The sequence below is a fragment of the Spiroplasma sp. BIUS-1 genome, from assembly GCF_010365805.1.
Classification (GTDB): Bacteria; Bacillota_I; Bacilli_A; order Mycoplasmatales; family Mycoplasmataceae; genus Spiroplasma_A.
Map to the genome: position 1 here is coordinate 853,322 of NZ_CP048386.1, position 24,019 is coordinate 877,340.

At 29.3% G+C, this 24,019-nt stretch carries 21 protein-coding genes and 1 riboswitch; of the genes, 1 reads left to right on the top strand and 20 read right to left on the bottom strand.

What is annotated here, in order from left to right; genetic code table 4:
- Window positions 1–63: 63 nt before the first annotated feature.
- The 4 genes from fusA to SBIUS_RS04125 all read right to left on the bottom strand — a co-directional run bounded on the left by fusA (window position 64) and on the right by SBIUS_RS04125 (window position 3,961).
- Window positions 64–2,133, bottom strand: a complete 2,070-nt coding sequence (gene fusA, locus SBIUS_RS04110; protein WP_162685202.1) for an elongation factor G — start codon at window positions 2,131–2,133, stop codon at window positions 64–66.
- A gap of 23 nt (window positions 2,134–2,156) precedes the next feature.
- Window positions 2,157–2,624 (bottom strand): 30S ribosomal protein S7, encoded by a 468-nt coding sequence (gene rpsG, locus SBIUS_RS04115; protein WP_162685203.1) that lies wholly within the window; start codon window positions 2,622–2,624, stop codon window positions 2,157–2,159.
- A gap of 51 nt (window positions 2,625–2,675) precedes the next feature.
- Window positions 2,676–3,095: a 30S ribosomal protein S12 gene (rpsL, locus tag SBIUS_RS04120; RefSeq protein WP_162685204.1), complete on the bottom strand. Its 420-nt coding sequence runs from the start codon at window positions 3,093–3,095 to the stop codon at window positions 2,676–2,678.
- 107 nt (window positions 3,096–3,202) lie between these two features.
- Complete coding sequence (locus SBIUS_RS04125; RefSeq protein ID WP_162685205.1) at window positions 3,203–3,961, bottom strand: hypothetical protein; 759 nt, start codon at window positions 3,959–3,961, stop codon at window positions 3,203–3,205.
- A gap of 82 nt (window positions 3,962–4,043) precedes the next feature.
- On the opposite strand from SBIUS_RS04125, the gene SBIUS_RS04130 reads away from it, so the two are divergent.
- Window positions 4,044–5,177, top strand: coding sequence for a hypothetical protein (locus SBIUS_RS04130; RefSeq protein WP_162685206.1), 1,134 nt, complete (start codon window positions 4,044–4,046; stop codon window positions 5,175–5,177).
- A 31-nt stretch (window positions 5,178–5,208) separates the two neighbouring features.
- Here the strand turns inward: SBIUS_RS04130 and SBIUS_RS04135 are convergent, their stop codons facing one another.
- The 16 genes from SBIUS_RS04135 to SBIUS_RS04210 form a co-directional block, all read right to left on the bottom strand.
- On the bottom strand, window positions 5,209–5,403 hold the full coding sequence (locus SBIUS_RS04135; protein WP_162685207.1) for a hypothetical protein: 195 nt from the start codon (window positions 5,401–5,403) through the stop codon (window positions 5,209–5,211).
- Between the two features lie 63 nt (window positions 5,404–5,466).
- Window positions 5,467–6,156, bottom strand: a complete 690-nt coding sequence (locus SBIUS_RS04140; RefSeq protein WP_162685208.1) for a PD-(D/E)XK nuclease family protein — start codon at window positions 6,154–6,156, stop codon at window positions 5,467–5,469.
- A 41-nt stretch (window positions 6,157–6,197) separates the two neighbouring features.
- Window positions 6,198–8,894, bottom strand: a complete 2,697-nt coding sequence (locus tag SBIUS_RS04145) for a hypothetical protein (protein WP_162685209.1) — start codon at window positions 8,892–8,894, stop codon at window positions 6,198–6,200.
- Window positions 8,895–8,913: 19 nt separating this feature from the next.
- On the bottom strand, window positions 8,914–11,061 hold the full coding sequence (locus SBIUS_RS04150) for a hypothetical protein (RefSeq protein WP_162685210.1): 2,148 nt from the start codon (window positions 11,059–11,061) through the stop codon (window positions 8,914–8,916).
- A 319-nt stretch (window positions 11,062–11,380) separates the two neighbouring features.
- On the bottom strand, window positions 11,381–12,673 hold the full coding sequence (locus tag SBIUS_RS04155) for a hypothetical protein (protein WP_162685211.1): 1,293 nt from the start codon (window positions 12,671–12,673) through the stop codon (window positions 11,381–11,383).
- Window positions 12,666–13,502: a peptide chain release factor N(5)-glutamine methyltransferase gene (prmC, locus tag SBIUS_RS04160; protein WP_162685212.1), complete on the bottom strand. Its 837-nt coding sequence runs from the start codon at window positions 13,500–13,502 to the stop codon at window positions 12,666–12,668. Before prmC ends, SBIUS_RS04155 begins: the two co-directional genes overlap by 8 nt.
- A gap of 2 nt (window positions 13,503–13,504) precedes the next feature.
- Window positions 13,505–14,590 (bottom strand): peptide chain release factor 1, encoded by a 1,086-nt coding sequence (prfA, locus tag SBIUS_RS04165; protein WP_162685213.1) that lies wholly within the window; start codon window positions 14,588–14,590, stop codon window positions 13,505–13,507.
- Between the two features lie 9 nt (window positions 14,591–14,599).
- Window positions 14,600–15,202 carry a thymidine kinase gene (locus SBIUS_RS04170; RefSeq protein ID WP_238988296.1) on the bottom strand — a complete coding sequence of 201 codons (603 nt, stop codon included), beginning with the start codon at window positions 15,200–15,202 and terminating at the stop codon, window positions 14,600–14,602.
- 12 nt (window positions 15,203–15,214) lie between these two features.
- Complete coding sequence (locus SBIUS_RS04175; protein WP_162685214.1) at window positions 15,215–16,162, bottom strand: bifunctional oligoribonuclease/PAP phosphatase NrnA; 948 nt, start codon at window positions 16,160–16,162, stop codon at window positions 15,215–15,217.
- A gap of 9 nt (window positions 16,163–16,171) precedes the next feature.
- On the bottom strand, window positions 16,172–18,022 hold the full coding sequence (locus SBIUS_RS04180; RefSeq protein ID WP_162685215.1) for a hypothetical protein: 1,851 nt from the start codon (window positions 18,020–18,022) through the stop codon (window positions 16,172–16,174).
- A 90-nt stretch (window positions 18,023–18,112) separates the two neighbouring features.
- Window positions 18,113–18,403, bottom strand: coding sequence for a 50S ribosomal protein L31 (gene rpmE / locus SBIUS_RS04185; protein WP_162685216.1), 291 nt, complete (start codon window positions 18,401–18,403; stop codon window positions 18,113–18,115).
- Window positions 18,404–18,530: 127 nt separating this feature from the next.
- Window positions 18,531–20,006 (bottom strand): NCS2 family permease, encoded by a 1,476-nt coding sequence (locus SBIUS_RS04190; protein ID WP_162685217.1) that lies wholly within the window; start codon window positions 20,004–20,006, stop codon window positions 18,531–18,533.
- Window positions 20,007–20,112: 106 nt separating this feature from the next.
- Window positions 20,113–20,209, bottom strand: a riboswitch (purine riboswitch).
- 49 nt (window positions 20,210–20,258) lie between these two features.
- Complete coding sequence (locus SBIUS_RS04195; RefSeq protein WP_162685218.1) at window positions 20,259–21,119, bottom strand: SPE_1075/MLC_0560 family membrane protein; 861 nt, start codon at window positions 21,117–21,119, stop codon at window positions 20,259–20,261.
- Window positions 21,120–21,168: 49 nt separating this feature from the next.
- A complete protein-coding gene (locus SBIUS_RS04200) occupies window positions 21,169–21,342 on the bottom strand; it encodes a helix-turn-helix domain-containing protein (RefSeq protein WP_162685219.1) in 174 nt (57 codons plus the stop codon).
- A 38-nt stretch (window positions 21,343–21,380) separates the two neighbouring features.
- Window positions 21,381–22,274, bottom strand: a complete 894-nt coding sequence (gene fba / locus SBIUS_RS04205) for a class II fructose-1,6-bisphosphate aldolase (RefSeq protein WP_162685220.1) — start codon at window positions 22,272–22,274, stop codon at window positions 21,381–21,383.
- A 120-nt stretch (window positions 22,275–22,394) separates the two neighbouring features.
- Entirely contained in the window at window positions 22,395–23,987 is a 1,593-nt protein-coding gene (locus tag SBIUS_RS04210; protein WP_162685221.1) for a CTP synthase, read from the bottom strand.
- Window positions 23,988–24,019: the final 32 nt, after the last annotated feature.

Below are 24,019 nucleotides of genomic sequence, written 5' to 3' on the forward strand. Positions count from 1 at the left end.
TCCTAATAATTATAAATAGATTTTCTTTAAAGTACAATACTTTTTTAATTTGATAACAAGGTATTATTTACCTTGTTTTTTGATAATTTCTTCAGCAATGTTTTTTGGTGCTTCATTATAGTGACTGAAAATCATTGTGTAATTTCCACGTCCTTGAGTAAATGAACGCAACTCAGTTGCATAACCAAACATTTCTGATAGAGGAACTTTAGACTTAATAGTTTGTGCGTTTCCTCTTTGTTCTGATCCTTCGATTAGACCACGTTTTGATGAAATGTTACCCATTACATCTCCGTAGTATTCATCTGGTACAGTAACTTCAACTGACATAATTGGTTCTAAAAGTACTGGGTTAACTTTTTTAGCAGCTTCTTTTAGTGCCATTGATGCAGCAATTTTATATGCCATTTCGTTTGAGTCGACATCATGGTATGATCCATCAACAATTGTTGCTTTAACATCTATCATTGGGAACCCAGCGATAACCCCGTTTTGTAAGGCATTTTCAAGCCCAACTCTTGCAGCGTTGATGTATTCTTTTGAGATTTTACCCCCAACAATTTTATCAACTCATTCAAACCCTTTGTCATGGTTTGGTTCGAATTCAATCACAACGTGACCATATTGTCCACGTCCTCCTGATTGTTTAACATATTTACCTTCAACTTTTGCTGAACCTTTAATTGTTTCACGATATGAAACTTGAGGTGCTCCAACGTTTGTTTCAACTTTGAATTCTCTTTTTAGACGGTCAACAATAATGTCTAAGTGTAACTCACCCATTCCGGCGATGATTGTTTGTCCAGTTTCTTCATCTGTATAAGTTCTGAAAGTTGGATCTTCTTCTGATAATTTGTTTAATGATAACCCTAGTTTTTCTTGGTCAGCTTTAGTTTTTGGTTCTAATGCTAAGTGGATAACTGGTTCTGGGAATACCATTGATTCTAAGATAATTTCGTTTTTTTCATCTGTAAGAGTATCACCAGTTGTTGTATCTTTTAATCCAACAGCTGCTGCGATATCTCCAGCATAAACTTCTTCGATTTCTTCACGGTTGTTGGCGTGCATTTTTAATAAACGTCCAACACGTTCTTTTTTATCTTTAGTTGCGTTTAATACATAACTTCCTTTTGTTAGAACTCCTGAGTAAACTCTGAAGAATGTTAATTTCCCAACAAATGGGTCAGTCATAATTTTAAATGCTAAAGCAGCGAATGGTGCATTATCTGCAGCAGGTCTTTCTGCTTCGCTTCCATCAGGTAATACCCCTTTAATAGCAGGTACATCTAATGGAGAAGGTAAGTAATCAACAACTGCGTCTAATAATAATTTAACACCTTTGTTTTTAAATGCTGATCCAGCTAATACTGGGAAAAATTCAGCAGAGATTACTCCTTTACGAATTGCTGATTTTAATTCTGGAATTGTGATTTCTCCACCATCTAAGAATTTCATCATTAATTCTTCATCATATTCAACAGCCATTTCAACTAATTGCGCTCTTAATTCTTCTGCTTTGTCTTTTAAGTCAGCAGGAATTTCGATTTCTTTTGCAATTTCATCTGCAGCTCCGTCGAATCCTCAAGCTTTCATTTCAACTAAATCAATGATTCCGCTGAATTGATCTTCTGCTCCAATTGGTAATTGAATAGGTGCAGCTTTTGCCCCTAATCTATCTCCGATTGTTTTTACTGAGTATAAAAAGTCAGCTCCTGTTTTATCCATTTTGTTAACAAAAACTACTCTAGGTACTCTATATGTTGTTGCTTGTCTTCAAACAGTTTCAGTTTGAGGTTCAACCCCACTTTGACCGTCCAATACAGCTACAGCTCCATCAAGAACTCTTAATGATCTTTCAACTTCAACTGTGAAGTCAACGTGACCAGGAGTATCAATGATGTTAAATCTGTGATCTGCTCAGAATGCTGTTGTTGCAGCAGAAGTAATTGTAATACCACGTTCTTGTTCTTGTGCCATTCAGTCCATTTGTGATTCACCTTCGTGAGTTTCACCAATTTTGTGAATTTTACCTGTGTGGAATAATATACGTTCTGTTGTAGTAGTTTTACCAGCATCGATGTGAGCCATAATACCAAAGTTACGAGTCATATCTAAACTATATTCTCTAGGCATATTCTTTTCTCCTTAATTTTCTATTATCAACGATAATGTGCAAATGCTTTATTAGCTTCAGCCATTTTGTGAGTATCCTCACGTTTTTTAACTGATCCACCAACTCCGTTTGATGCATCAATAATTTCGTTTGCTAATCTATCAACCATTTCTTTTTCGTTTCTTAATCTTGAGTAATTGATTAATCATCTTAAAGCTAAAGTTACTTTTCTTTCTGTTGAAACTTCAACAGGAACTTGATAGTTTGCTCCCCCAATACGACGAACTTTTAATTCTAAATGAGGTTTAATGTTTTCAATTGCTTTGTCAAATACTTCAATTGGAGTAGTTCCAGTTTTTTCTTGTATTTTTTCAAAAGCTTTGTATAAGATGTGTTGAGCTGTTCCTCTTTTACCATCTAACATAATTTTGTTAACTGCTCTAGTAACTAATTTTGAGTTATAAATTGGATCTGGTAACACGTCTCTTTTTTCTGCTTGATGTTTACGCATGGTTAGTTGCTCCTTTCTTTTTTAAATTGATAAAATGTGAATTACACTCTATTATTTTTTCTCTTTAGGTTTTTTAGTTCCATATAGAGAACGAGATTGCATTCTTCCATTAACTCCAGTTGTATCTAAAGTACCACGAATTATATGATAACGAACCCCAGGTAAGTCTTTTACCCTTCCCCCACGGATAAGCACAACACTATGTTCTTGTAAGTTGTGTCCTTCTCCTGGAATATAAGCTGTTACCTCCATACCGTTAGTCAATCTAACCCTTGCATACTTACGTAACGCTGAGTTAGGTTTTTTAGGAGTCATAGTTGCAACCCTTGTACAAACACCTCTTTTTTGTGGTGCTGAAATTCTAGTAACTTTTTTTAATAAAGTGTTAACTCCTCTATTTAAAGCTGGAGCTTTAGTTTTTCATGTTTTTGCTTTTCTTGGTTTTCTAACTAATTGATTAATTGTTGCCATTTAAGGTTCCTCCTTTCCACAATACCGAGTGTATTGTAATCACACAAAATATATTATATATCAAAAAATGAGTTAATTATAAAAATTAACTCATTTTAATCAATTATTTAGTGGTATAAATTAATATTTGGCATTATGTTGTTGAATGCTTGTTCATTCATCATACCTTCTTGTAATGGGTATATCAGTATAAGTTCTAATAAGTAAACCATTAAGTAATAAGTGTTCATATACTCCATAAACATTTCAATTCTTTGGCTTGATAATTTGTCTTCTTCAATAGAAGAAAGTCTATTATAAGTATTATTATAGTTTTGATTGAATTCTAATATATTTTCCATTAATTTAGCAAAAGCTGATTGAGCATCTTGTTGTGATACACTTGTTAAGAAATTATTTAAGGGTTTAAATACTTCGTGAGTATCTTGATCTAAACCTAAATCTTTATACTTTTCAAGTAATTCATTGGTTTTAACACCCAAAGCTTGAACTGCTGTTGCAACAATTATATCTATTCCTCTTGAATCGTTAATTATTTGTTTTTCTATATTTTCTTTTTCTAAATTAACATCTATTGAAATCAATATTATTATAGAGTTTTGCAATATAGACATTAAGTGATTTAAGATTATTAATCTATCTGAGTTTTCATCTAGGGGTATTCAATCTCCAAAACTCTTATCGAATTCTTGGCCGAACTTTTCTATTTCTTCTCTTGTTGATAACTGTTTATTATCATTTAAAAATGTCTCTATATTTTCGGGAATTTTAAATTCTTTTGACATATTTAACTTTAAGTTTTCATAAACTTGATTAACTCTCTTTATAATGATCTTTTCATAATTTATTGGTTTAATTGTTTTCATAAAATACTCTTTTCTATTTTGCATATATATAACATTATAATACTACATTTGATATTATTATAAATAATAAGGAGGATGTAAAATGGTATGAGGAGAATCAAATTCTAGAGACTTTTTAGATTGAGCTGATTTTTGTAGAAATAATGCGATCAAAGAAAGAGGCATTACTAATACAACTGGTCCCAATTTTGCATCTGATAAAAGTTCTAGTCAGTATAATTCTGTAAAAACAACTATTATAAATACAATACAAAATTATAAAAGTATTAGTGTGCAACAACTTTATAATGTTTTGCCAACCGATATTGTTGCAAACCCAACTTCAAAACATGTTATTTTACAACTTTATTTTGAAGATAATTTGCAAATTCAAGGACAAGCAAAGAACAACAATGATAGAGAATCTAATTTTGTTCTTGTTTTTGTAAAAAAACAACAACCCAAACAACCAGCTCCAATAAAACCTGCAGCAAATCAACAAAGAGGTCAATCTAATATAGAAGAATTGATAGATAATAATTGACAAGCCACAGGAAGAAAACTTAACTTTGACAAAATGGAGCGTGAAGATAGAAGCAATCTTAATATAAATTTAAAACGAACTAACCCCACTCCAATAAATAAACCTGCAGAAAAACCAAATATTGATGTTAGGCAAGTCATAAAAGAAAAACCAGTTGAAACACCAATACCAAGAGCAGAACCTAAAAGAGAGGTTATACCAGAAGTTCAATCTAATATCACTTATATTCAGATACCTAAACCTAAACCAGAAATAATTAAAGAAGAGGTTATTGCTCCTGTAAAAATGAATTTAGAATACAGGCCGACCCCAAATGTCAAAGAAGTAATTATAGAAGATAGGGTTTTTTACGGACTTAGTGCTTTTGATCTATATTACTTGGAAGCCTTTTTATACGATGCATGCATTAAAGAGAAAAATAATCAAAGTCAAATAAAAATAACAAAAGATATAGTTAGAGTAAGAGGAGATATAAAGTATTCAGAGGAGAAAAGTTCTTCTGGATTGGGTAAAACAATCTTTAATTTCATTGGATGTATTTCAATAATTGGTATTCCATTTGTAATTGCTTCTAATTCAAATAAAGTTAGAAAAAAAGCAGTGAAAACATATAAAGAACAACTAAAGTTAAAAGGCTATGACAATGTTAAACAAGATTTAAAAAACTCTCATCCTAAAATAATTGAATTTTAAAAAAAAGAACCTTATTAAAGGTTCTTTTTTTCTACATTTCTTGTTTTTTATAACTACTTTTTAATATTTTAGCTTCACTAACAATATTTTTTAATTCATTTTTTTTAATTTTTATTTCTAATTTAGCCTGTTTGATTGATTCTTTGCATTTTTCAATCTCTGTTTCTTTAGCATCTTTTTGTAATTTAAATTCTGCTAATTTTTCTTTTAGAGCTTCTTTTGTCATTTTAGTTTCTCCTTGTTTGATAAGATTTTCCACTTATAGATATAAGTTTAATTTAAAAGTCTCCTATTGTCAAATTACTGTCAATTTCTTTATTTCATTTATTATTCTAGATTTTTCTTGATTACTTAAGTTTTCATGTTTCATCAGAACTCTGTCTTCTCTTGGATTTAAAATGAAACAGTCCTCAACTTTCTTTTTACTATTTTGCTCAAACATTTTTTTGTATAAAAATAGTTGTGCATTATACTTCTCAGTGTAATTAACTCTACTTGTTTTAATATCCATAATATAAAATTTGTCTTTAGATTTTAATATTATATCTACAGTACCAATATAATCACAATCATATCCAGTATAATAGAAAGTCTTTTCAGAATATATTTGATCAATATCATATTTATAAATGAAAGAGTTTAGTTCAGTTATTATTCTTTTGGCTATATTTAGATGATTTTGGTTTTTGCAGTCATTTACAACTAGATTAACTTTAAAATCATTTCTTTGGTTAATAGAATCAGAAATCATTTTATGAACACATTCACCTTGCTTTATTGAGTTATCAATAACTTCTTTTTTAATAAATTTGTTTTGCAAATAAGGAAAGCATTTTTCTAAAATCATGCTAACAAAAGGTAAATTTATTTTTCTTCCATCTATAAAGTTTTCCAACTCCATTGGTATATCACAATCTTCTTTTACCATGTAATTAAAATTTTCATCTCTTTCAATTATTTTTGTTATATCGTTTAGCATGTTTTTATCTCCTACATATAACATTAACAAAAAAATAATGGTTACCCATTATTTTTTTTATTATAACTATGTCTTGTTGTTAAACTGTCAATAATAGTTCTTGGACTGTTATGTTCTAGTTCATTAACAACTTTAGAAATAGAGTCTAACTGATTGCTTATTTTTGAAAAATCTTCTGAAAGTTGATTTCCAGTTAATTTATTACCTAGACTTTCAATTAATCCTTCTAATTTAGACATTCTTTCTTCAATAGAGTTAAGTTTTTCTAAATCGATTGAATTAATATTTGCTTCAAATCTATTCAATAATTCTTCTTCTTTTTGAATAATGTCTTTTTTATTTTGTTCTTTTTGATATTCATCATCATAACTTTCAAATGAATGATCTTTATCATGACTTTCCAATGTTTCAGGAACATTTGGTTCTACTTTTATGTTATTTATATTAAACATTTCAGCATTTGCACTTGGTGTTTCCATTGCTGGAGTTGTTCCAAATGCTGGAGCATTACTTCCTGATAAACCATATTCTTCTTCATACTCAACTTCTGGTTCAAATGAAACAGGTCTTGATGAAACTTCTTGTTCACCTAACATATTAACATTAAATGAAGGTGGAGCTGAAACAGTTGTTCCAGGAGCTGCATTTGCAATTGCTGCTTGTTTTGCTTGAGCTTTTTTCATATCTTCCATCATAACTTGAGCAGCCAAGTCTGGTTGATCAAAGTTAAAGTCTGCATAGATAGTGTTTTTGTCAGCATCAGGATTTTCAGATTCTGCTAATTGGTTTAAATCCATATTTACAGCTCTTGCCATTTTTTGTCTTACAAATTCTTCTTCTAAACCTTGGTTTTTTGGTTTTGTTCCATGCACAACAGTTTGTGGTGCAACAAATTCGTTTCTCTTAGCTTCTCTAGCTGCATCTAATTGTTCTTGATCGAAATCTAAAACCATATTTGTGTTAAATACCGGTAAAGTAGAAACAGTTGTTCCAGGAGCTCCTTTTGCAATAGCTTCTTGTTTTGCTTGAGCTTTTTTCATATCTTGCATTATAACTTGAGCAGCCAAGTCTGGTTGATCAAAGTTAAAGTCTGCGTAGATAGAATTTGTGTCAGCATCAGCTGGCATATTTGATTCAGGCAATTGACTTATATCCATATTAACAGCTCTCAACATTTTTTGTCTCATAAATTCTGCTTCAAGACCTTTGTTTTGAGGTTTTGTTCCATGCACAACAGTTTGTGGTGCAACAAAAGTACCTAAAGCCTCTGGTTCTTTTCTTTCTTCTACGAAATTATCCATGTGGTTTTGGTCTTCTACTGCAAGAGTAAATGTTGGCGGTGCAGAAACTGTTGTTCCAGGAGCTGCATTTGCAATAGCTGCTTGTTTTTCTTGAGCTTTTTTCATATCTTTCATCATAACTTGAGCAGCCAAGTCTGGTTGATCAAAGTTAAAGTCTGCGTAGATAGAATTTGTGTCAGCATCGGCTTCATAATCAGATAATGGTAATTGTTCAATATCCATGTTTACAGCTCTTGCCATTTTTTGTCTCATAAACTCTTCTTCTAAACCTTTGTTTTTTGGTTTTGTTCCATGCACAACAGTTTGTGGTGCAACAAAAGTTTGAGGAACCCCCGGTTTATTTCCACCAGAGTATCTATCATGTAAACTTTCAATTTCATCATCAACAGCTGTTGATTCTTCTCCACCAAAAGCTGCAGTAGCTTCTGATATTGAAGTTGATTTAAAGTTTGAATCCATATAGTTTTCACCTTCTTGATTTTCAATAGTCATATATGAGACATAGTAACTTTCAGGAATCTTTAATTTCTTAGCTAATGAATTTACTTTCATAACATTAAAATTAAATTTGCTAATTACTTTTGTTTGTTCTTTTTCGTTAAGAGAATCTAGTTTTGATTCTATTTCTTCTCTTTGTTCAATTAATTTTGCTTTATTAGCTTTTCATTTTAGATAATACTTTTTAGCCTTACCTTCATTGTAAATGCTTTCTAACTGATCTTCAGTTGAATTTGGCAACGCAGAATTATCATTTATTTTTATTTGATCATTTTCTTTTTGAAAATCCTCTTGTTGGTTTTTCAAATCTACGTTGCCAATTAACTTTCCCTCTTTAGATACCTCTTTTTCAAATTTTCTTTCTTCTTTGTAAATTGAAATTAAGTTTCTTTCTTCAGCGTAGTTATTTAAAGCTTCTGAATCAAATAGAACTGCTTCTAGTAAAACAAATGCAGTTAATACCAATACAGATACTATAACTAAGATAGTTTGGAATGTTAATAGTAACATTATTGCTGATATCACCATTATTACTTTAACAAACGGTTTTGATAATTTTTGGTGTTTTCTAAGTCTTACTAATTCAATTATTGATATTGTTAGTAATGTTATAGCCACAGCGAAGATAACAATGATTCATGATAATACAGCAATCATGTTACCTGGGTTTGCACCACTTGGACCAAATTGACTTGGTATAGACATTTGATTTAATACACCATTTTGTCCATAAACTGGTGCAATGTTTTTACCAATACCCAATGACAGTGTCTTAAATAATTTATACAAGAATGTACCTGAAAATGCTTGTGCCCCTTCTGGTGTAGTAATTTGTGAACCAACCATTATATAAGCAACAGCTGTAGAACCAAATAATAATAGTCCAGCAGCAGCAGCTAGTGTTAATGATCATGCACATATAATAAATATTGCGAACATAATTTTTTCCTCCTAATTTTTAAAGTTTTTCTCAGTTACCTGGAACTGATATTAACTTTTTGTCCTTGTCTTTATTTTTTTCATTAGCAAATGATTCTTCAATGCTAATTGGTTTTCTATTAGATAAATCTTGATTCATCTCTTTTAACTTTCCTTCGATTTCATTCCTGGGTCTAGGATCAGCTATTTTTTCACTTCTTGCCGATAATGGACTTTGAATGTTTATTCCTTCAAAGGGATTTGCATAAGGATTTAAAATAACTTCTTTTTTAGAAATTATTGATGGGTCAAATCCTGACTCACCTTTCCTTTCTAATCTGTCTAACTCTTCACGTTTTTCTTGTTCTAGAATTTCCATTTTTTTAGCTTCTAAAACTTGATCTACATGAATTCTCAGATTAGAATCGATACCCGGATCGTAATCCTCTTCCTCTTCAAAAGCTTCTTCTTGATGGTCTTTTGCAAAACCTGGAAGTTGAGATGAGTTGTGTGTATCTACAAAATTACTGTTTGATATTCCTGGAATATTTCCAGTGAAGTTGCTATCTTCTTTATCGTAAGTGAGCATTATTTCATTTTCTTCAGGTCTTTCAAAAAGATCCATAGAAACATCTTTTAACTCTTCTGTAAAGAATTGATCTAAGCTACTTTCTTGTTTGATTTCTCTAACAGGTTCTTCTACATTTCAAGTAGGTTGTTGGAAAGTATCTTGTGGCTGAGCAACCATTTTTTGTTGTTCATAATAATTTTCTTGTGGTTGTATACTTTGATAATTATTATTTTGTTCCACTATAGTTTCTTGTTGTTGTGGAACTTGTTGTACAACCTTTGTTTCTGGTATTAGTATTTCATCAGAAACGACATAGTCATAATTGTATAGTATTTCTTCTATAACTCTTATGTCAATGACTTCTCTATCAACGTTTATAACACAAGAAACATTTGGTATTTTCATTATCAAGTTAGAAACAAACTCATTTATAAATAATATTTGTTCTAATTTAACATCTTTAGAAGCATTTAAAACAATATTTATAGGTTCATTAAAACCATATGATTCAAATAGAATTTTAAACTCATCTACAAACATACCTATTGGATCAGCTGTTAGATTTAATTCTTCAAGAATAAAATCAATTTCAGATCCTGTCTTTCCTCATTCGGTTGCAGCTAAGAATAGCGAAGTTCGCTCTCAAAGATCTCTTTTGTCATCTAAAGTAATAACTTCAGGTAAACTGTTAATAAATCTTTTTAACATGAACAAGCAAGGAGAAGAATATAGTACAACTTTTGATAAATCAATATCCACTAAATTCACAAGCTCTTTTTTATCTATAAGATTAGGAGAATCAACAATTAATATGTTTTTCTCTTTTATTTCATTTGAATTTTTTAAATTTAGATAATTATTGGTTGTTATTATTTTATCTGTATGAATTTCAACTTCCTCTGTTTCGAAGAAATCATCAAATTTTTCATCAAATGATTTCTGAAGCATCAATTCGTCTTCTACATTATTATTTAGGTTTGCATTATTGTATGTAAACTCATCTTCTCGTTCAAATGAAGGCATTGATGGTTGCTGTTGAACAAAACTTTGATTCATTTGAGGTTCAAATGAAGGCATTGATGGTTGTTGTGGTGCAAAATCCTGACTCATTTGAGGTTCAAACGAAGGCATTGAAGGTTGTTGTGGTGCAAAATCCTGACTCATTTGAGGTTCAAACGAAGGCATTGAAGGTTGTTGTGGTGCAAAATCCTGACTCATTTGAGGTTCAAATGAAGGCATACCACTATTATTACCATCTAAAGGACTTCCGAATGAAGGTGCTTGACTTATTGATGTGCCATTATTAGATCCTCCGAACTGTTTTTCGAAGTCTTCCATAGTTCTATTTGAACTTTGCATCATTGGTTGAGAGTCTGGTGTAGATTCGGGCAAGTTGTCAAAATCATTATCCATAGCCATTCCAAAAGGAGGAACTTTGCTTTGATTTGTTTCTCCAATTAGAGTTTTAATGAAAGAAGGTACTACAGCTTTGTCGTCAGTGAACCCCATTTGAGCTCCTAACCTAGCGTATTTTTCTCTTTCTTTTTCAAGTTCGCTACGTTTTTTGTCTTCTTCCTCGCGTTTTTTTCTCATTCTCTCGAATGGATTTACATACATAAAGGCACCCCCTAAAAACTTAATAATATTATATCATATTTTTTTAAATTTTTACCCACATTTGATTGCAATGGTAGATATAGTTTGATATGATATATACTTTTTTTTGATAGCAAATTTAATAAATTAAAAAGAAGAAGTAAGTAAATTAGCCTCTAAATACTGTTTAAAAACCCCGTCTTTTCTGTTTATTAACTTTTACAAAATTATTATATCATAAAAAAACATAATATATTACACTAGTGTAATTCTAAAATCAAACTTTTTACAAAAATTAATCATAATAAAAACCCTTAAAATAAGGGTTTTTTGATTAATTTTATTTATTTTCATTTATTTTTTTAAACTTAACACCTAATATTGTGTAAATTGTAGCTAGAAAACTTAAACTTATAACTGTTTGTGAAATATATTTTAAGCCCGAAACTCATGGTTCTGGGATTGTATTTCCTGCTTTAAAATTACCATAAACACTTTGTAGATATGTATTGCTTAAAGCTTCATTGTTTATACCAATTGCATTTGTGTTTCATAAGTTAGTTATTCTTTGAGCTTCATGAGCAGAATATGCAATAACTATTAATACCAACATAATTTCTAATAACAATATATAAAATTCTATGGCAAATGTTCTTCTTGAACTTTTTCAATTTTGAATATAAGCAACAGAAGAGATCAATATGTTAGCTATCAAGAAACCAGAAACTATTATAGGCAATATTTTAATTGCAAAATAAGAACTATTTGATACCGTCGCTATAGATTCTCCCGACATAGGTTTATATAAATCTGAAACTATAAATGTTCAATTTAACATTGTGTTCATTTGAGTTCCATGTAAAGACATATTGATTATATAAACGAGTGGAGCTACAAAAACTAAACTTGTACCTATAATTAGTCAAAATAATATGTTTTTTCTGCTAGTTAAAGAGAATTTATTAAGAAAGTCTTTAACTTTAGATTGATTTAAATTTCTTGAAACAACATCATTTGAAAGTAGACTCTTTTGATTGTTATTTTTTAATCAAATATTAAAACAAAGTATAACCACTATTATTTTTAAAATTGTTAATCATCATAGCAAAGTATCAGAAGATCACTTGTACTTTTTATCCCCATACATTTCTGAAAAGAAATTAGACATATCTGATATTTCTTTTATGTTTGAAGAAACTTTGCCTTGAGCTAAGAACTCAAATAAATTATAAAATTTTGTATATGAGTGTTCTGATATTGCGCTTAAAACTATACTTGATACAGCAAAGAATGCAATCAATATTATATAAGATAGTTTATATAAATCTTTTGTTTTTGATTTTAAAACCAAAATCAAGAAGCTTGTCATTATAGTTCCAACAACAAGGAATGAAAAAGATCCTCAAGCAAAGAAATACATTACAAACTCATTTGATATGACATTCTTCCCGAAATTATCTTTTACAACAGATATATTGTCAAAATAATGCTTAAGTGATGGATTAATACTCAAAATAACAAGATAAGTTATTGTGGGTATAAACAAAAGAGCAAACACTATCAAAGTTTTTGTTAGTAATTGCTTTTTATTTTTGAATTTATCTACCGCGAAAATATCTTGTATTTTATCCATGACTCTCCTTAGAAGTAATAACAAACATTCTTCAGTTGTTTGCATAATCTTTTTTGAAATCTATATTATATTTTACTATTAAAGGTGAAAAAAGTTTTTCCAATTCTTCTTTTTGTGAAAAACCAAATTCACAAAATATTGTTAATTCTTTATTTAAGTTATAAAGAAAATCTAAATCGTTGAATAATTTTTCGTAAAAGATTAATCCATTATTTTCTGCAAAAAGAGCAATATGAGGCTCGTAGTTTCTCACACTTTCTCCAACATTTTGATCTTCGATATCTATATATGGTGGGTTTATTGTTATTACATCTGGTTTTACATTTACTTTTTTAAAAACTTCTAGATAATCAGAACAAATTAATTGTCCTTTAATTTTATGCTTATCTAGATTGATTTTAGTAACCTCTAAAGCCTTTGGTGAAATATCACTTAAATAAAGATTTACACTATCATTTATATTTTTTATGGATATACCAATACATCCACTGCCACAACAAACATCGAATAAATTTTTTTCATCTAAATTAAGTTTTAAAACTTCTTCAACAATTAATTCAGTTTCAGGTCTAGGTATTAGAACATTTTCATTTACATAAAAATCCGAATTATAGAAATATTTATTTTCCAAAATGTATGCTAATGGTTTTTTAGTATCATTAAATTCATTTGTAATTTTTCAAAATAAATCTGATTCATTCTTGTGTAACTCATTTTCAATTACAAAGTTAAAATCAGATTTATTTGTTATTTTAATAATTATTTCTTTAAATTCATTTTGTGTAAAAATTTTAGGAACAGTTTGTTCTTTTAATTTACTTACTTTCATAATTAACCTTCAATATGTTGAGTAATTAAATTTTTTTGTTCATCATTTATAAGTTCTATGATGATTTCATCTAAATTACCTTCCATAACTTGATCTAACTTATTTAAAGTTAAGTTAACCCTGTGGTCAGTAACTCTGTTTTGTGCATAGTTGTATGTTCTAATTTTTTCACTTCTAGCACCAGTTCCAACAGCATTCTTTCTTAAACTAGCAGCTTCACTTTGTTGTTTCTCTAACTCAGCTTCATAAACTCTTGCTCTAAGAAGGGTCATTGCTTTATCTTTGTTATCATGTTGACTTCGTCCATCTTGTGAGGCTGCAACAATACCTGTTGGGATATGTGTAATTCTAACAGCAGAGTCTGTTGTATTAATGTGTTGACCTCCAGCACCTGACGCTCTGTAAGTATCAATTCTTAAATCTGCATTTTTAATTTCAATTTCAACATCACTTACCTCAGGAAGTACAGCAACTGTTGCTGTTGAAGTTTGAATTCTACCTTTTGATTCAGTTTTAGGAACTCTCTGCACTCTGTGACTTCCTGATTCAAATTTCATTTTTGAATAAACTTTATCTCCCTTTACCATAAATGATATTTGACTAAATCCACCAGCAGTTGATTCATTCATATCCATAACTTCTATTTTTCAATTATTTTTCTCTGCAAATTTTGTGTAAAGTCTAAATAAGTCTCCCGCAAAAATGTTTGCTTCATCTCCACCAGCTGCTCCCCTGATTTCAAAAATAACATTCTTGTCATCATTTGGATCTTTGGGCAATAGCAATACTTCTAGTTGCTCTTCAATTGCAGTAATTGCTTCTTGTCCTTCATCTAGTTGAAGTTTAGCCAAACCTCTCATCTCTTCATCTTTTTCTGTTTCCAACAATTGTTTTGCTTCTTCAATATCTTGAGTAACTCTTTTATATTCTTGATATTTTTCCACAATTTCTTGAAGAGAAGATCTTTCTTTATTTAATTCTGTAAGAAGTTTGATGTCTGTAAGTGTTTCTTCTTTTTGTAAAGTTTCATCTATAGAGTTAACTCTACTTTCCATTACATCTAAAGCTTCTAAAGTTTTCTTGTTCATATTTTTCTCCTATTCTGGTTGAATATAGCAATGTCTACATCTTGCTTCATATTTTTCGTTTGCAGATATAACAATAATTGGTTCGTCAGCACGAGCCGGTTTACCATCAATTATTCTTTGTGTTCTATTTGCATTACCACCACATGAGTGACAAATTGATGTTAATTTATCTACATACTCTGCTTCAACCAAAAGTCTATCTACATTTTGAAATGGATTATTTTTAAAGTCTTTGTCTAAACCATTAACAATAACAATAACTCCTTCAGTAGCAATTTTTGAGATTACTTCTACAACATCAGTATCTAAAAACTGCACTTCATCTATTCCAATTATATCAATTTTTTCTTTATCATTTTCGGTTCTAAAAATATCAAATAATTCTTTACTATCTTTAACAGGAATTGACTCTATACTCATTCCTGAATGTGAAAAGATATCTTTTTTTGAATATCTGTCGTCAATTGAAGGTTTAAATACCAAAACATTTTGTTTTGCATATTTATATCTTTTTAATCTTCTTATAAATTCTTCTGTTTTACCAGCAAACATACAACCTGTTATTAATTCAATTCAACCCCTTTTACTTTTTGGGTTCATTCTATAGCTCATATTATTTTCTCCTTATTTTATAAGATTTTTCAAATCCTTGAAAAGATCCTCTAATTGTTTTCAATCTTTAACTTTTGCTCCAGAAGCCAACTTATGACCTCCACCATTGTAATTAACTGCAACTGAGTTTATATCAAAATTTCTACTTCTTATTGAAACTTTAATTTTTTCACTATCTGGCGTTTGATAAGCAAGCGCTCATATTTTTATTTCTTCAATACCTGAAAGAACTGTTAGCGCACTTTTTATTTCTTCTTCTCCAAGTTTTGTATTTTCAAAAAATTCCTTGCCTACTTTTATATAAGCTAAGTCATTATTTTCTGAAAACTCAGCCATACCAAAAGCTTTGTTGTGTCACTTAGCTAAATCTAATTTTTTTAAAAATAAATCAGAATATACTTCTGTGATTATAACACCAGCTTCAACAAGAATTTTAGCAGCTTCAAAAGTATTTCCATTTGTTTTTTCAAAGAGGAATCTTCCTGAATCTGTTATTAATCCATAGTAAAGATATGTTGCTGCTTGTCTAGTAATTTTTAAATTATTTTCTTTTGCTCAAAGAGTTATTACTTGTGTGCATGCAATAGCATTTGGATCAACTATTTTGTTTTTAGCAAAGTCATCTACTTCTAAGTGATGATCTACTTTAAAAACTTCTTTAACAAGTTCTTTAAATTCAAAATCTACTCTATCAAAATTGGCAACATCAACTGTTATTAATAAAGATGAACTAATTAATTCTTTACTTAAATTTAATTCATCATCTTCTCTTATTCCTTGATTTAACTTTTCTCCAACAACATAAACATTTTTATTTTTGAAGTTATTTAAAATAATTTCTCTAAGACCATAAGCGCTTCCTTGAGTATCTCAATCAGGTGAAACATGTTTTGAAATTATTATGTTTTCATAGTCATTTATTTTTTCTAATAAAACATCGTTATTAATTTTATTTTTCATGTTCTCTCCTTATAAAACTTTTAGTATAGAGTCTTCAGAAATAAATAACTTAACTTTTTCATTCTCTTCAAATTTTTGATTTGAATAAAAATAAACTTTTAAATTATTTTCTTTGATTGTGACTTCGTGCATATTTAAATCAACAAAATCCTTATCTGGAGAAATTCTTCCACTGAATTCTAAAATAGTATTTTTATTTTCTTTTTTATTTGTATAAACTTTCATAGGATTGATGATCAACTGTCCTCTTTCTTGAAACATTGTGCTTTGAATTTTTGTTGTTTCATTCATTGTTTCAAGTTTTTTACCATCATACTTATAATTGAATCTATTATTTTTAGAGAAGAACTCACCACCATAAGTAGATCAATATTTTTCTAAAACTTCATCTAGAGAACTTTCTAAAACTTCGTGTTCATTTATAATGTGAATATTTTTATTCATTTCAGGAATTTCATAAATACTTTCCTCTATAAATACAGCTGAAAATTTTCCATCCATTTCAAATAAATTATTTATTACTTTTATTAATTCTTGCTTTTCATAATCATTTAGTTTTGAAAGTGTATCATAAAAGACTAAATTATATTGTCTTAGATAGACAGCACTTAATATTTGGAATCAAATTCCCTCCATCTTGCTTATCTTGAAAGATAGTAAACTGAATTCAAACCCAAGTTCCTTGGCTGTATTGTCAATAAAGGCTGCAGACTGATTATAGATTGTTGATATCTCTTTTTTAAGTTCTGCTTTTTTGATTCTAAACTCTTCTAGGTCACCTTTTTCACATTCATCATTTAAAACTCTCTTGTGATATTTGTGCATAACTTCAACTATTTTTCCTCTTAAAGTTACAGCTTCATCTGAAAGTCCTTCAAAAAACATTTTCTCTTGTTTCTTTTTAAATTCAAACCTTTGATCATTTGATGCTTTTCTTCAGCTAAACATTTCGTCCAAGTTACTTACTCTTTTTTTATGATTTTCTGATTTGCTAAGTTCAAATATTATTTGTTTTTTTAGATTTTTAATAATGAAATTATTTTTAGCAATTTTTCTTTTTACACCATTAACTTTTAAATCGATAATTTTTAATTGCTTTCTTGTTACAAAGTTAATTTGATGAAAGTCCAATTCTTTTGCTAGTTTTCTTTTTTGTTTATCTTTGGATTTTTTAGCATTATATTCACAAGTACACAATGATGATAACTCCATAAAAGAATAAACTTTATCTCATAAAGTTTGTAGAAATGTTTGAACTAATTCTAAATTCTGAGTTTTCTCAACCAAATAATAATAGTCTTTTATTATTATTCGTATGTGTTCTTCTAAACTACCGTAGTTTTTTAATAAATTTTTATCATTAAAATCAACTATTTGATCTAAAAACTCAGCAACTCATTGTTCTTCTATTTCAACAGAATTATCAATGAATTTTGAAATCATAGCTTCAAGTTTGTCTCTCATTTCCAAATCTGTTTTGTTATTTTTTGAAGTTGAAAATGATAAGTATGAATATTTTTTATTAATATAATTAATTTTTGCTTCACTATAAAATTTTTTATTTAAAAGTAGTGATGTGTACAATCAGAACTTTTCGGGTCATTTTCTTAATAATCTATTTGGTTTTATCAAAGCCACTTTTCTTTTTGTTCATTGCTTATTAACTTTATCGTAACCATCTATTTTAAAAACACCGTTTTTTACAAGATATTTACCTTGTAAAATATTCTTAAAGCTCTTTCTTAAGTTTTTGTCTTGTGAAATAGCCACTGTTTTTTCAGAATCTTTATTCTTAAAAGTAACATTTTTTGGTAATACTTTTCTGTTAACAAACTTGGCATTTTGTATTGTAAAACTCATATAAAGACCCCCATAACTTTATTATTGTATAACATTTTATAAAAAAATAATAAAACTAGACCAATTACTAGTCTAGTTGTTTGTATTAAATTATTTTTTAGCTTCTTTTGATTTTTTTTCGTTTTCAGCTTTTTGTGCAGCTGAAGCTTTTTCAGCTTCTGCAATTTTTGCATCTTTTTTAGCAAATTTTTCTTTGAATTTTTCAACACGTCCTTCTGCGTTAGCGAAGTTTTGTTTTCCAGTGTAGAAAGGATGACAATTTGAACAAGTATCGATTCTTACTTCTTCTCCTTTTGTTGATCCTGACATGAATTCATTGCTGCAAGTTGTACAAACAAATTTAGCTTCAAAATATTGTGGATGTATGTTTGCTTTTGGCATGTTTTCACCGTCCTTTATTTAAAGTCTTTCTAATACAAAGTAAATAATACCATATTTTTTTAAAATGTTATTTATTTTAAGTTAATTTATTAAATAATTTCAAATAAAAAACCCTTGCGGGTTTTTCCTACATAAATGCATTTGCTATAAAGTAAGCTATAAAAACAATATTTAAAACTCAAACTACGGGAGTTATTTGTTTTGCTTTTCCTGTTGCAAGTGAACCTACGGTATAAGCCATAATTGTCAATGCGATTCCATTTGCTATGTTATATGTGATTATCATAAACAATATCGCAAAGAATGCAGCAAGACCCATTTCCGGTTTATCTCATTCAATACTAGTAATTGATTTAATCATAACAGTTCCAATAAATACAGTTGCAGCTCCAGTTATACAAGAGGGCATCATTTGAAAAATCGGAAATATCGCTATACTTAATAATAATCCAAGTGAAGTTATTATTGATGCAAAACCAGTTCTTGCTCCTTGAGAAACTCCTACACAACTTTCAGCATAACAAGCAACGCTTGAAACACCAATAACAGATCCTGTAACTGATGATACACCATCCACCAATAATGCTTTGTGAGGTATTTCAGTTTCAATACCAGACTCTCTGCTTATTTCGACATTGACAGCAGTTATTGTTCCTGTTGCATCAAAAAATGTAAGTATAACAAAAACAAATATAGAAATATACATTGTTGGATTTGATCAAATATCTACATTTCCAATTTCTTTTCATGTTGAGGAAATATTAAATGCAAACCCTTCAAATAATTTTCCATAATTTCATGCAGACGAGTCTCACTTAGCACTACCAAATGAATTGATTATTGCTTGATCATTAATTGTATTTGCAAGTATTACAGCAATTATAAATCCAATAACCATAACAACAGCTACTGGTGCAAAGAATTTTTTAAAGTTTAAAAATATTGCTGCGAAAAGTACAACAGTTCCTAATATGATTGCAGGATAGTATTTTTTAAAGTCTCCTAATTCTGCAATAGGAAGTCCACCTTCTGTTTTTTGAACTCAACCTATATTTGCAACACCAACATAAGCAACAAAGAAACCAATACCTACACCAATTGCTAAATGTAAAGACTTAGGTAAACTTTTGATAATTATTTTTCTTAATTTAGTTGCCGATATTATACAAAATAGCAAACCAGATATACAAGTTGCTATTAAAGCACCTTCATATCCAACACCATTACTTGAGTTTGCAACAGTGAATGTAAACATTGCGTTAACACCCATGCTTGGAGCAAGTGCTATTGGAACATTTGCTAACATACCCATTACAAAAGTAGCTAAAAAAGACATTATAGCTGTTGCTAAAAATATACCACTAACGTTCATTTTTATACTTTCATCATTTATACTATGAGCATTACCTAAAATGCTTGGTTCTACAGATAATATGTATATCATAGATAGAAGTGTAGAAATTCCACCGATGATTTCCTTTTTGAAGGTTGTATTAAGTTTTGAAAAACCGAAATACTTTGCAATTAAACTATTTGAAGCAACTGCGTGATCTTTGCTTTTTTCACCTTCAAAGTTATTTTTACTTTGATTTTTATTGTTCATCTTTTTCCTTTTCTATAAGTTAGATATCAAAAAATAGTTAATTATAATAACTAATTGATAAATTAAAGATGTAATTAACAGTTACTTGCTTTCGCATTTATTTATTAAGAATATAAATAGAAATCATAGAGACTAGATAGGTCTAATCGTAGAGACACCAACCCAATATGTTGGTTTATACAAGATCTATTAATTACAATATTATTTTATATACTTTTTAACAAAATTGAAAATAAAAAAACCTTTCCAGGTTTAATCTACTTCAAATACGCTTTTGTTTGTTAGTTTATTTATCTTTTCAAAATTGCAAATCTTGTCTAATATTTTTAAAACTTCATTCACCAATGGTCCTACAAGGAAAGTAAAACAAATAGTTCCTAAACCAAAGTTAGTTAGTAAGAATTTAATTTTAGGAGCATCTCCTTGAATGAATGGAAAGAACATAAATCCACAAGCTAAAATTGATATATCTATAATAAGTCTTCCAGATGAATAATTCATTTTTGTTAATCTTAAGAATTGAGTACAAATATTATTAAAGGGTCCCAATATTCATCCAGATTTAACTCAAAGAGCAGTTCCAAGAACAAAACAAATAAATCCGGCTATGAAAACCAAGTTTCTAAGTCCAACAGATGTATTTGTAGTTATTTCACCTTTGTCGTTTTTAGGAATAATATTTTTAACTACCCCCATAAATTCTTGAATAATTGGTGGAACTCCGAAAGTTATAATTATATCTGCAATAACAACCCAAACAAATAAAACTCAAACAGATTTTTTCTTTGTTGCTTTATAATCATCGATCGAAGGTTTAATTGCAAAACCAATTGCTATTAAGATAAAAACTACATACATAAGAGAAAGACTATTAGCATAAACATTAACAACGTGTTCTCCTATCATTGCCCCATTAGAATCATAAGGAATTGTTATAGCTAATATGTTATACAAAGTTCAATCTATTTGACTTCCACCAACCGCTGGTTGTTGATATAAAGCTAAACCAAAAGCACTTATAACAACTCCTGCAGCAAATAAGAAAAATTTTATTATACTTGATAATCAATTTTTAGAAATATAATCTCCTGTGTTTTCAAATCACTTTTTCATTTAAAACCTCTTCTAGAAATAATTCTACACAAAAAAAATAGGTTAAAACCTATTTTTCATATTTTGTTTTTAGAGCTTCTGCTCCACCATTTTCATATTTTTTAACTCAGTTTCTTAGAGAAACAACACTAATATTTCTAGTAGGAGCAAATTGAGTTGCTGTTACCCCACTATTTTTAAAGTCTTTTATGATTTTTATTTTTTCATCAACTGTTAAGTGCATAATCTTTCTCCTTAAAAACTTGGTCTAAAAATTTGTTACTATTTAGCTTTACCTTGACATCCAAATACTTTAGTTAAGTCTAAGAATGTTTGTTTTAAAGCTTTGAATCCAGGTGCTAATAATTTACGTGGATCGAATCCTTTTGCTTCATCGTCTAAGTCTTTTTTAGCTTCGATGTATTCTCTTGTAGCATCTCTGAATGCTAATTGTAATTCTGTATTAACATTAATTTTTGATATTCCTAATTTGATAGCTTTTTCAACTTGATCTTGAGGAATTCCTGATCCACCATGTAATACCATTGGTAATTTACATGCTGCTTGTAATTCTTCTAATGTATCAAATGATAATGATTTTCATCATTCTGGGTATTTCCCGTGAATGTTTCCAATTCCAGCAGCTAACATTGAAATTCCTGTAGTTGCCATTTCTGATGCTTGGTTAGGATCTCCTAATTCACCTTCACCAACAACACCATCTTCTTCTCCACCAATTGAACCAATTTCAGCTTCAACTGATACTTCGTGAGCGTTTGCAAAGTCCATTAATTCTTTAACTTTTGCAATGTTTTCTTCGTATGGTAAGTGAGATCCATCAAACATAACTGATGAATATCCTGCTTCTATACATTTTTTAGCCATTTCAACTGATTGACCGTGGTCTAAGTGTAAAGCAACTGGTACAGTTATGTCTAATGCTTCTAATAAACCATTAACCATACCAACAACAACTTTAACTCCACCCATGTATTTTAATGCTCCTTCTGAAGTAGCAATAATAACTGGTGTATTTGATTCTTGAGCTGCTTCTAAGATAGCTTTAGTTCATTCTAAGTTGTTTATGTTAAAGTGTCCAATTGCATATTTATTTGCATGTGCATCTTTAACCATTTGTGTAGAATTAACTAATTTTGAATGATAAATTCTTGACATATTTCTATTTCCTCCTATAAAGATTTTTTATACTTTAAGATTATACCCCTTTATTTTTAGTTAAATAAAAATTTTTATGCTTTCTTATTTTTTATTTTGAATTAAAAAAAGAGATAAAAACTATCTCTTGTTTATTGCATTCACAAATCCCATAAATAAAGGATTTGGTTTATTAGGTCTAGATGTGAATTCTGGGTGATATTGCGCAGCAATAAAGAATTCATTTTTTGGATACTCAATAATTTCTACAAGATCTTTTTCTGTATAAATACCAGAGAAAACCATTCCATTTTCTTCAAATATTTTTCTAAAGTCATTGTTGAATTCATATCTATGTCTATGTCTCTCAATTGCAGTATCTCCGTTATACAGTTCACTTGCAAGTGTTCCTGATTTAAGTGAAGTTACATATCTTCCTAATCTTAAAGTTCCACCAATGTTTTCAGTATTTTTACCTTCCATAATATCAATTATAGGATTTTTTGTATTAGGATTTATTTCTGTTGTATGTGCATCTTTTAAATTTAAAACATTTCTTGCAAATTCTATACAAGCTATTTGCATTCCTAAACAGATTCCTAGATAAGGGATATTGTTAACTCTTGCAAATTCAGCTGCTAAGATTTTTCCCTCAACACCATCTTCTCCAAAACCTCCAGGCACCAATATCCCTTTAGCACCTGATAATTCTGATTCAAGATTTTCTCTTGTTAGTTTTCTAGCGTTTACTCAATTGAATTTAATTTTTTTCTTAATTTCATAACCAGCAAACTTTAATGATTCCATAACTGATAGATATGCATCGCTTAACTCTACATATTTACCAACAATGTGAACTGTTAGCACATCTTTTGATTCTTCAATGTTTGAAACTAGTTTTTTTCAATCTTCTAAATTTGTATTATCTAATTTTAGTTTTAGTTGTTCAGCTGCAATTTTATGTAGATTTCATTTTTCAATTACTAAAGGAACTTTATATATTGAGTCACTATCAGGACATTCAATAACATTCTCTACTGGGATACTGCAAAGTAGAGATATTTTATCTTTTAATTTTTGATCAAATTCCATTTCACTTCTAGCTATAATAACATCTGGTTGAATACCTAAATTCAATAATTCTTTTACTGAGTGTTGAATTGGTTTTGTTTTAAACTCACCAGAAACTTTTAGATATGGTAAAAGAGCAACATGAACAAACATAACATTGTCTTTTCCTCTTTCCATTCTAACTTGTCTTAAAGCCTCTAAAAAAGGTTGAGATTCAATATCCCCAACTGTTCCTCCAACTTCAGTAATTATTACATCAGCTTGGCTTTCTAATTCAGCTTTATATATTCTTTGTTTTATTTCTTCGGTAATGTGAGGAATAACTTGTACTGTTTTACCTCCATATTTACCATTTCTTTCTTTTTCAAGAGCTTCATAATATATTCTTCCTGCTGAAGTGGATGAGTTTTTTGAAAGATTAACGTCAATAAATCTTTCATAGTGACCTAAATCTAGATCTGTTTCTCCACCATCATCAGTTACATATACTTCACCATGCTCTATGGGATTAATTGTTCCTGGGTCAATGTTTAAGTATGGGTCAAATTTTTGCATAAATATTTTTAGTCCACTGTTTTTTAAAAGTACTCCAAGAGAACTTCCTGTTATTCCTTTACCTAAACCAGAAACTACCCCACCTGTAATAAAAATGTGTTTTGCCATAATATACTTCTCCTCTAAAAACAAAAAGTAGT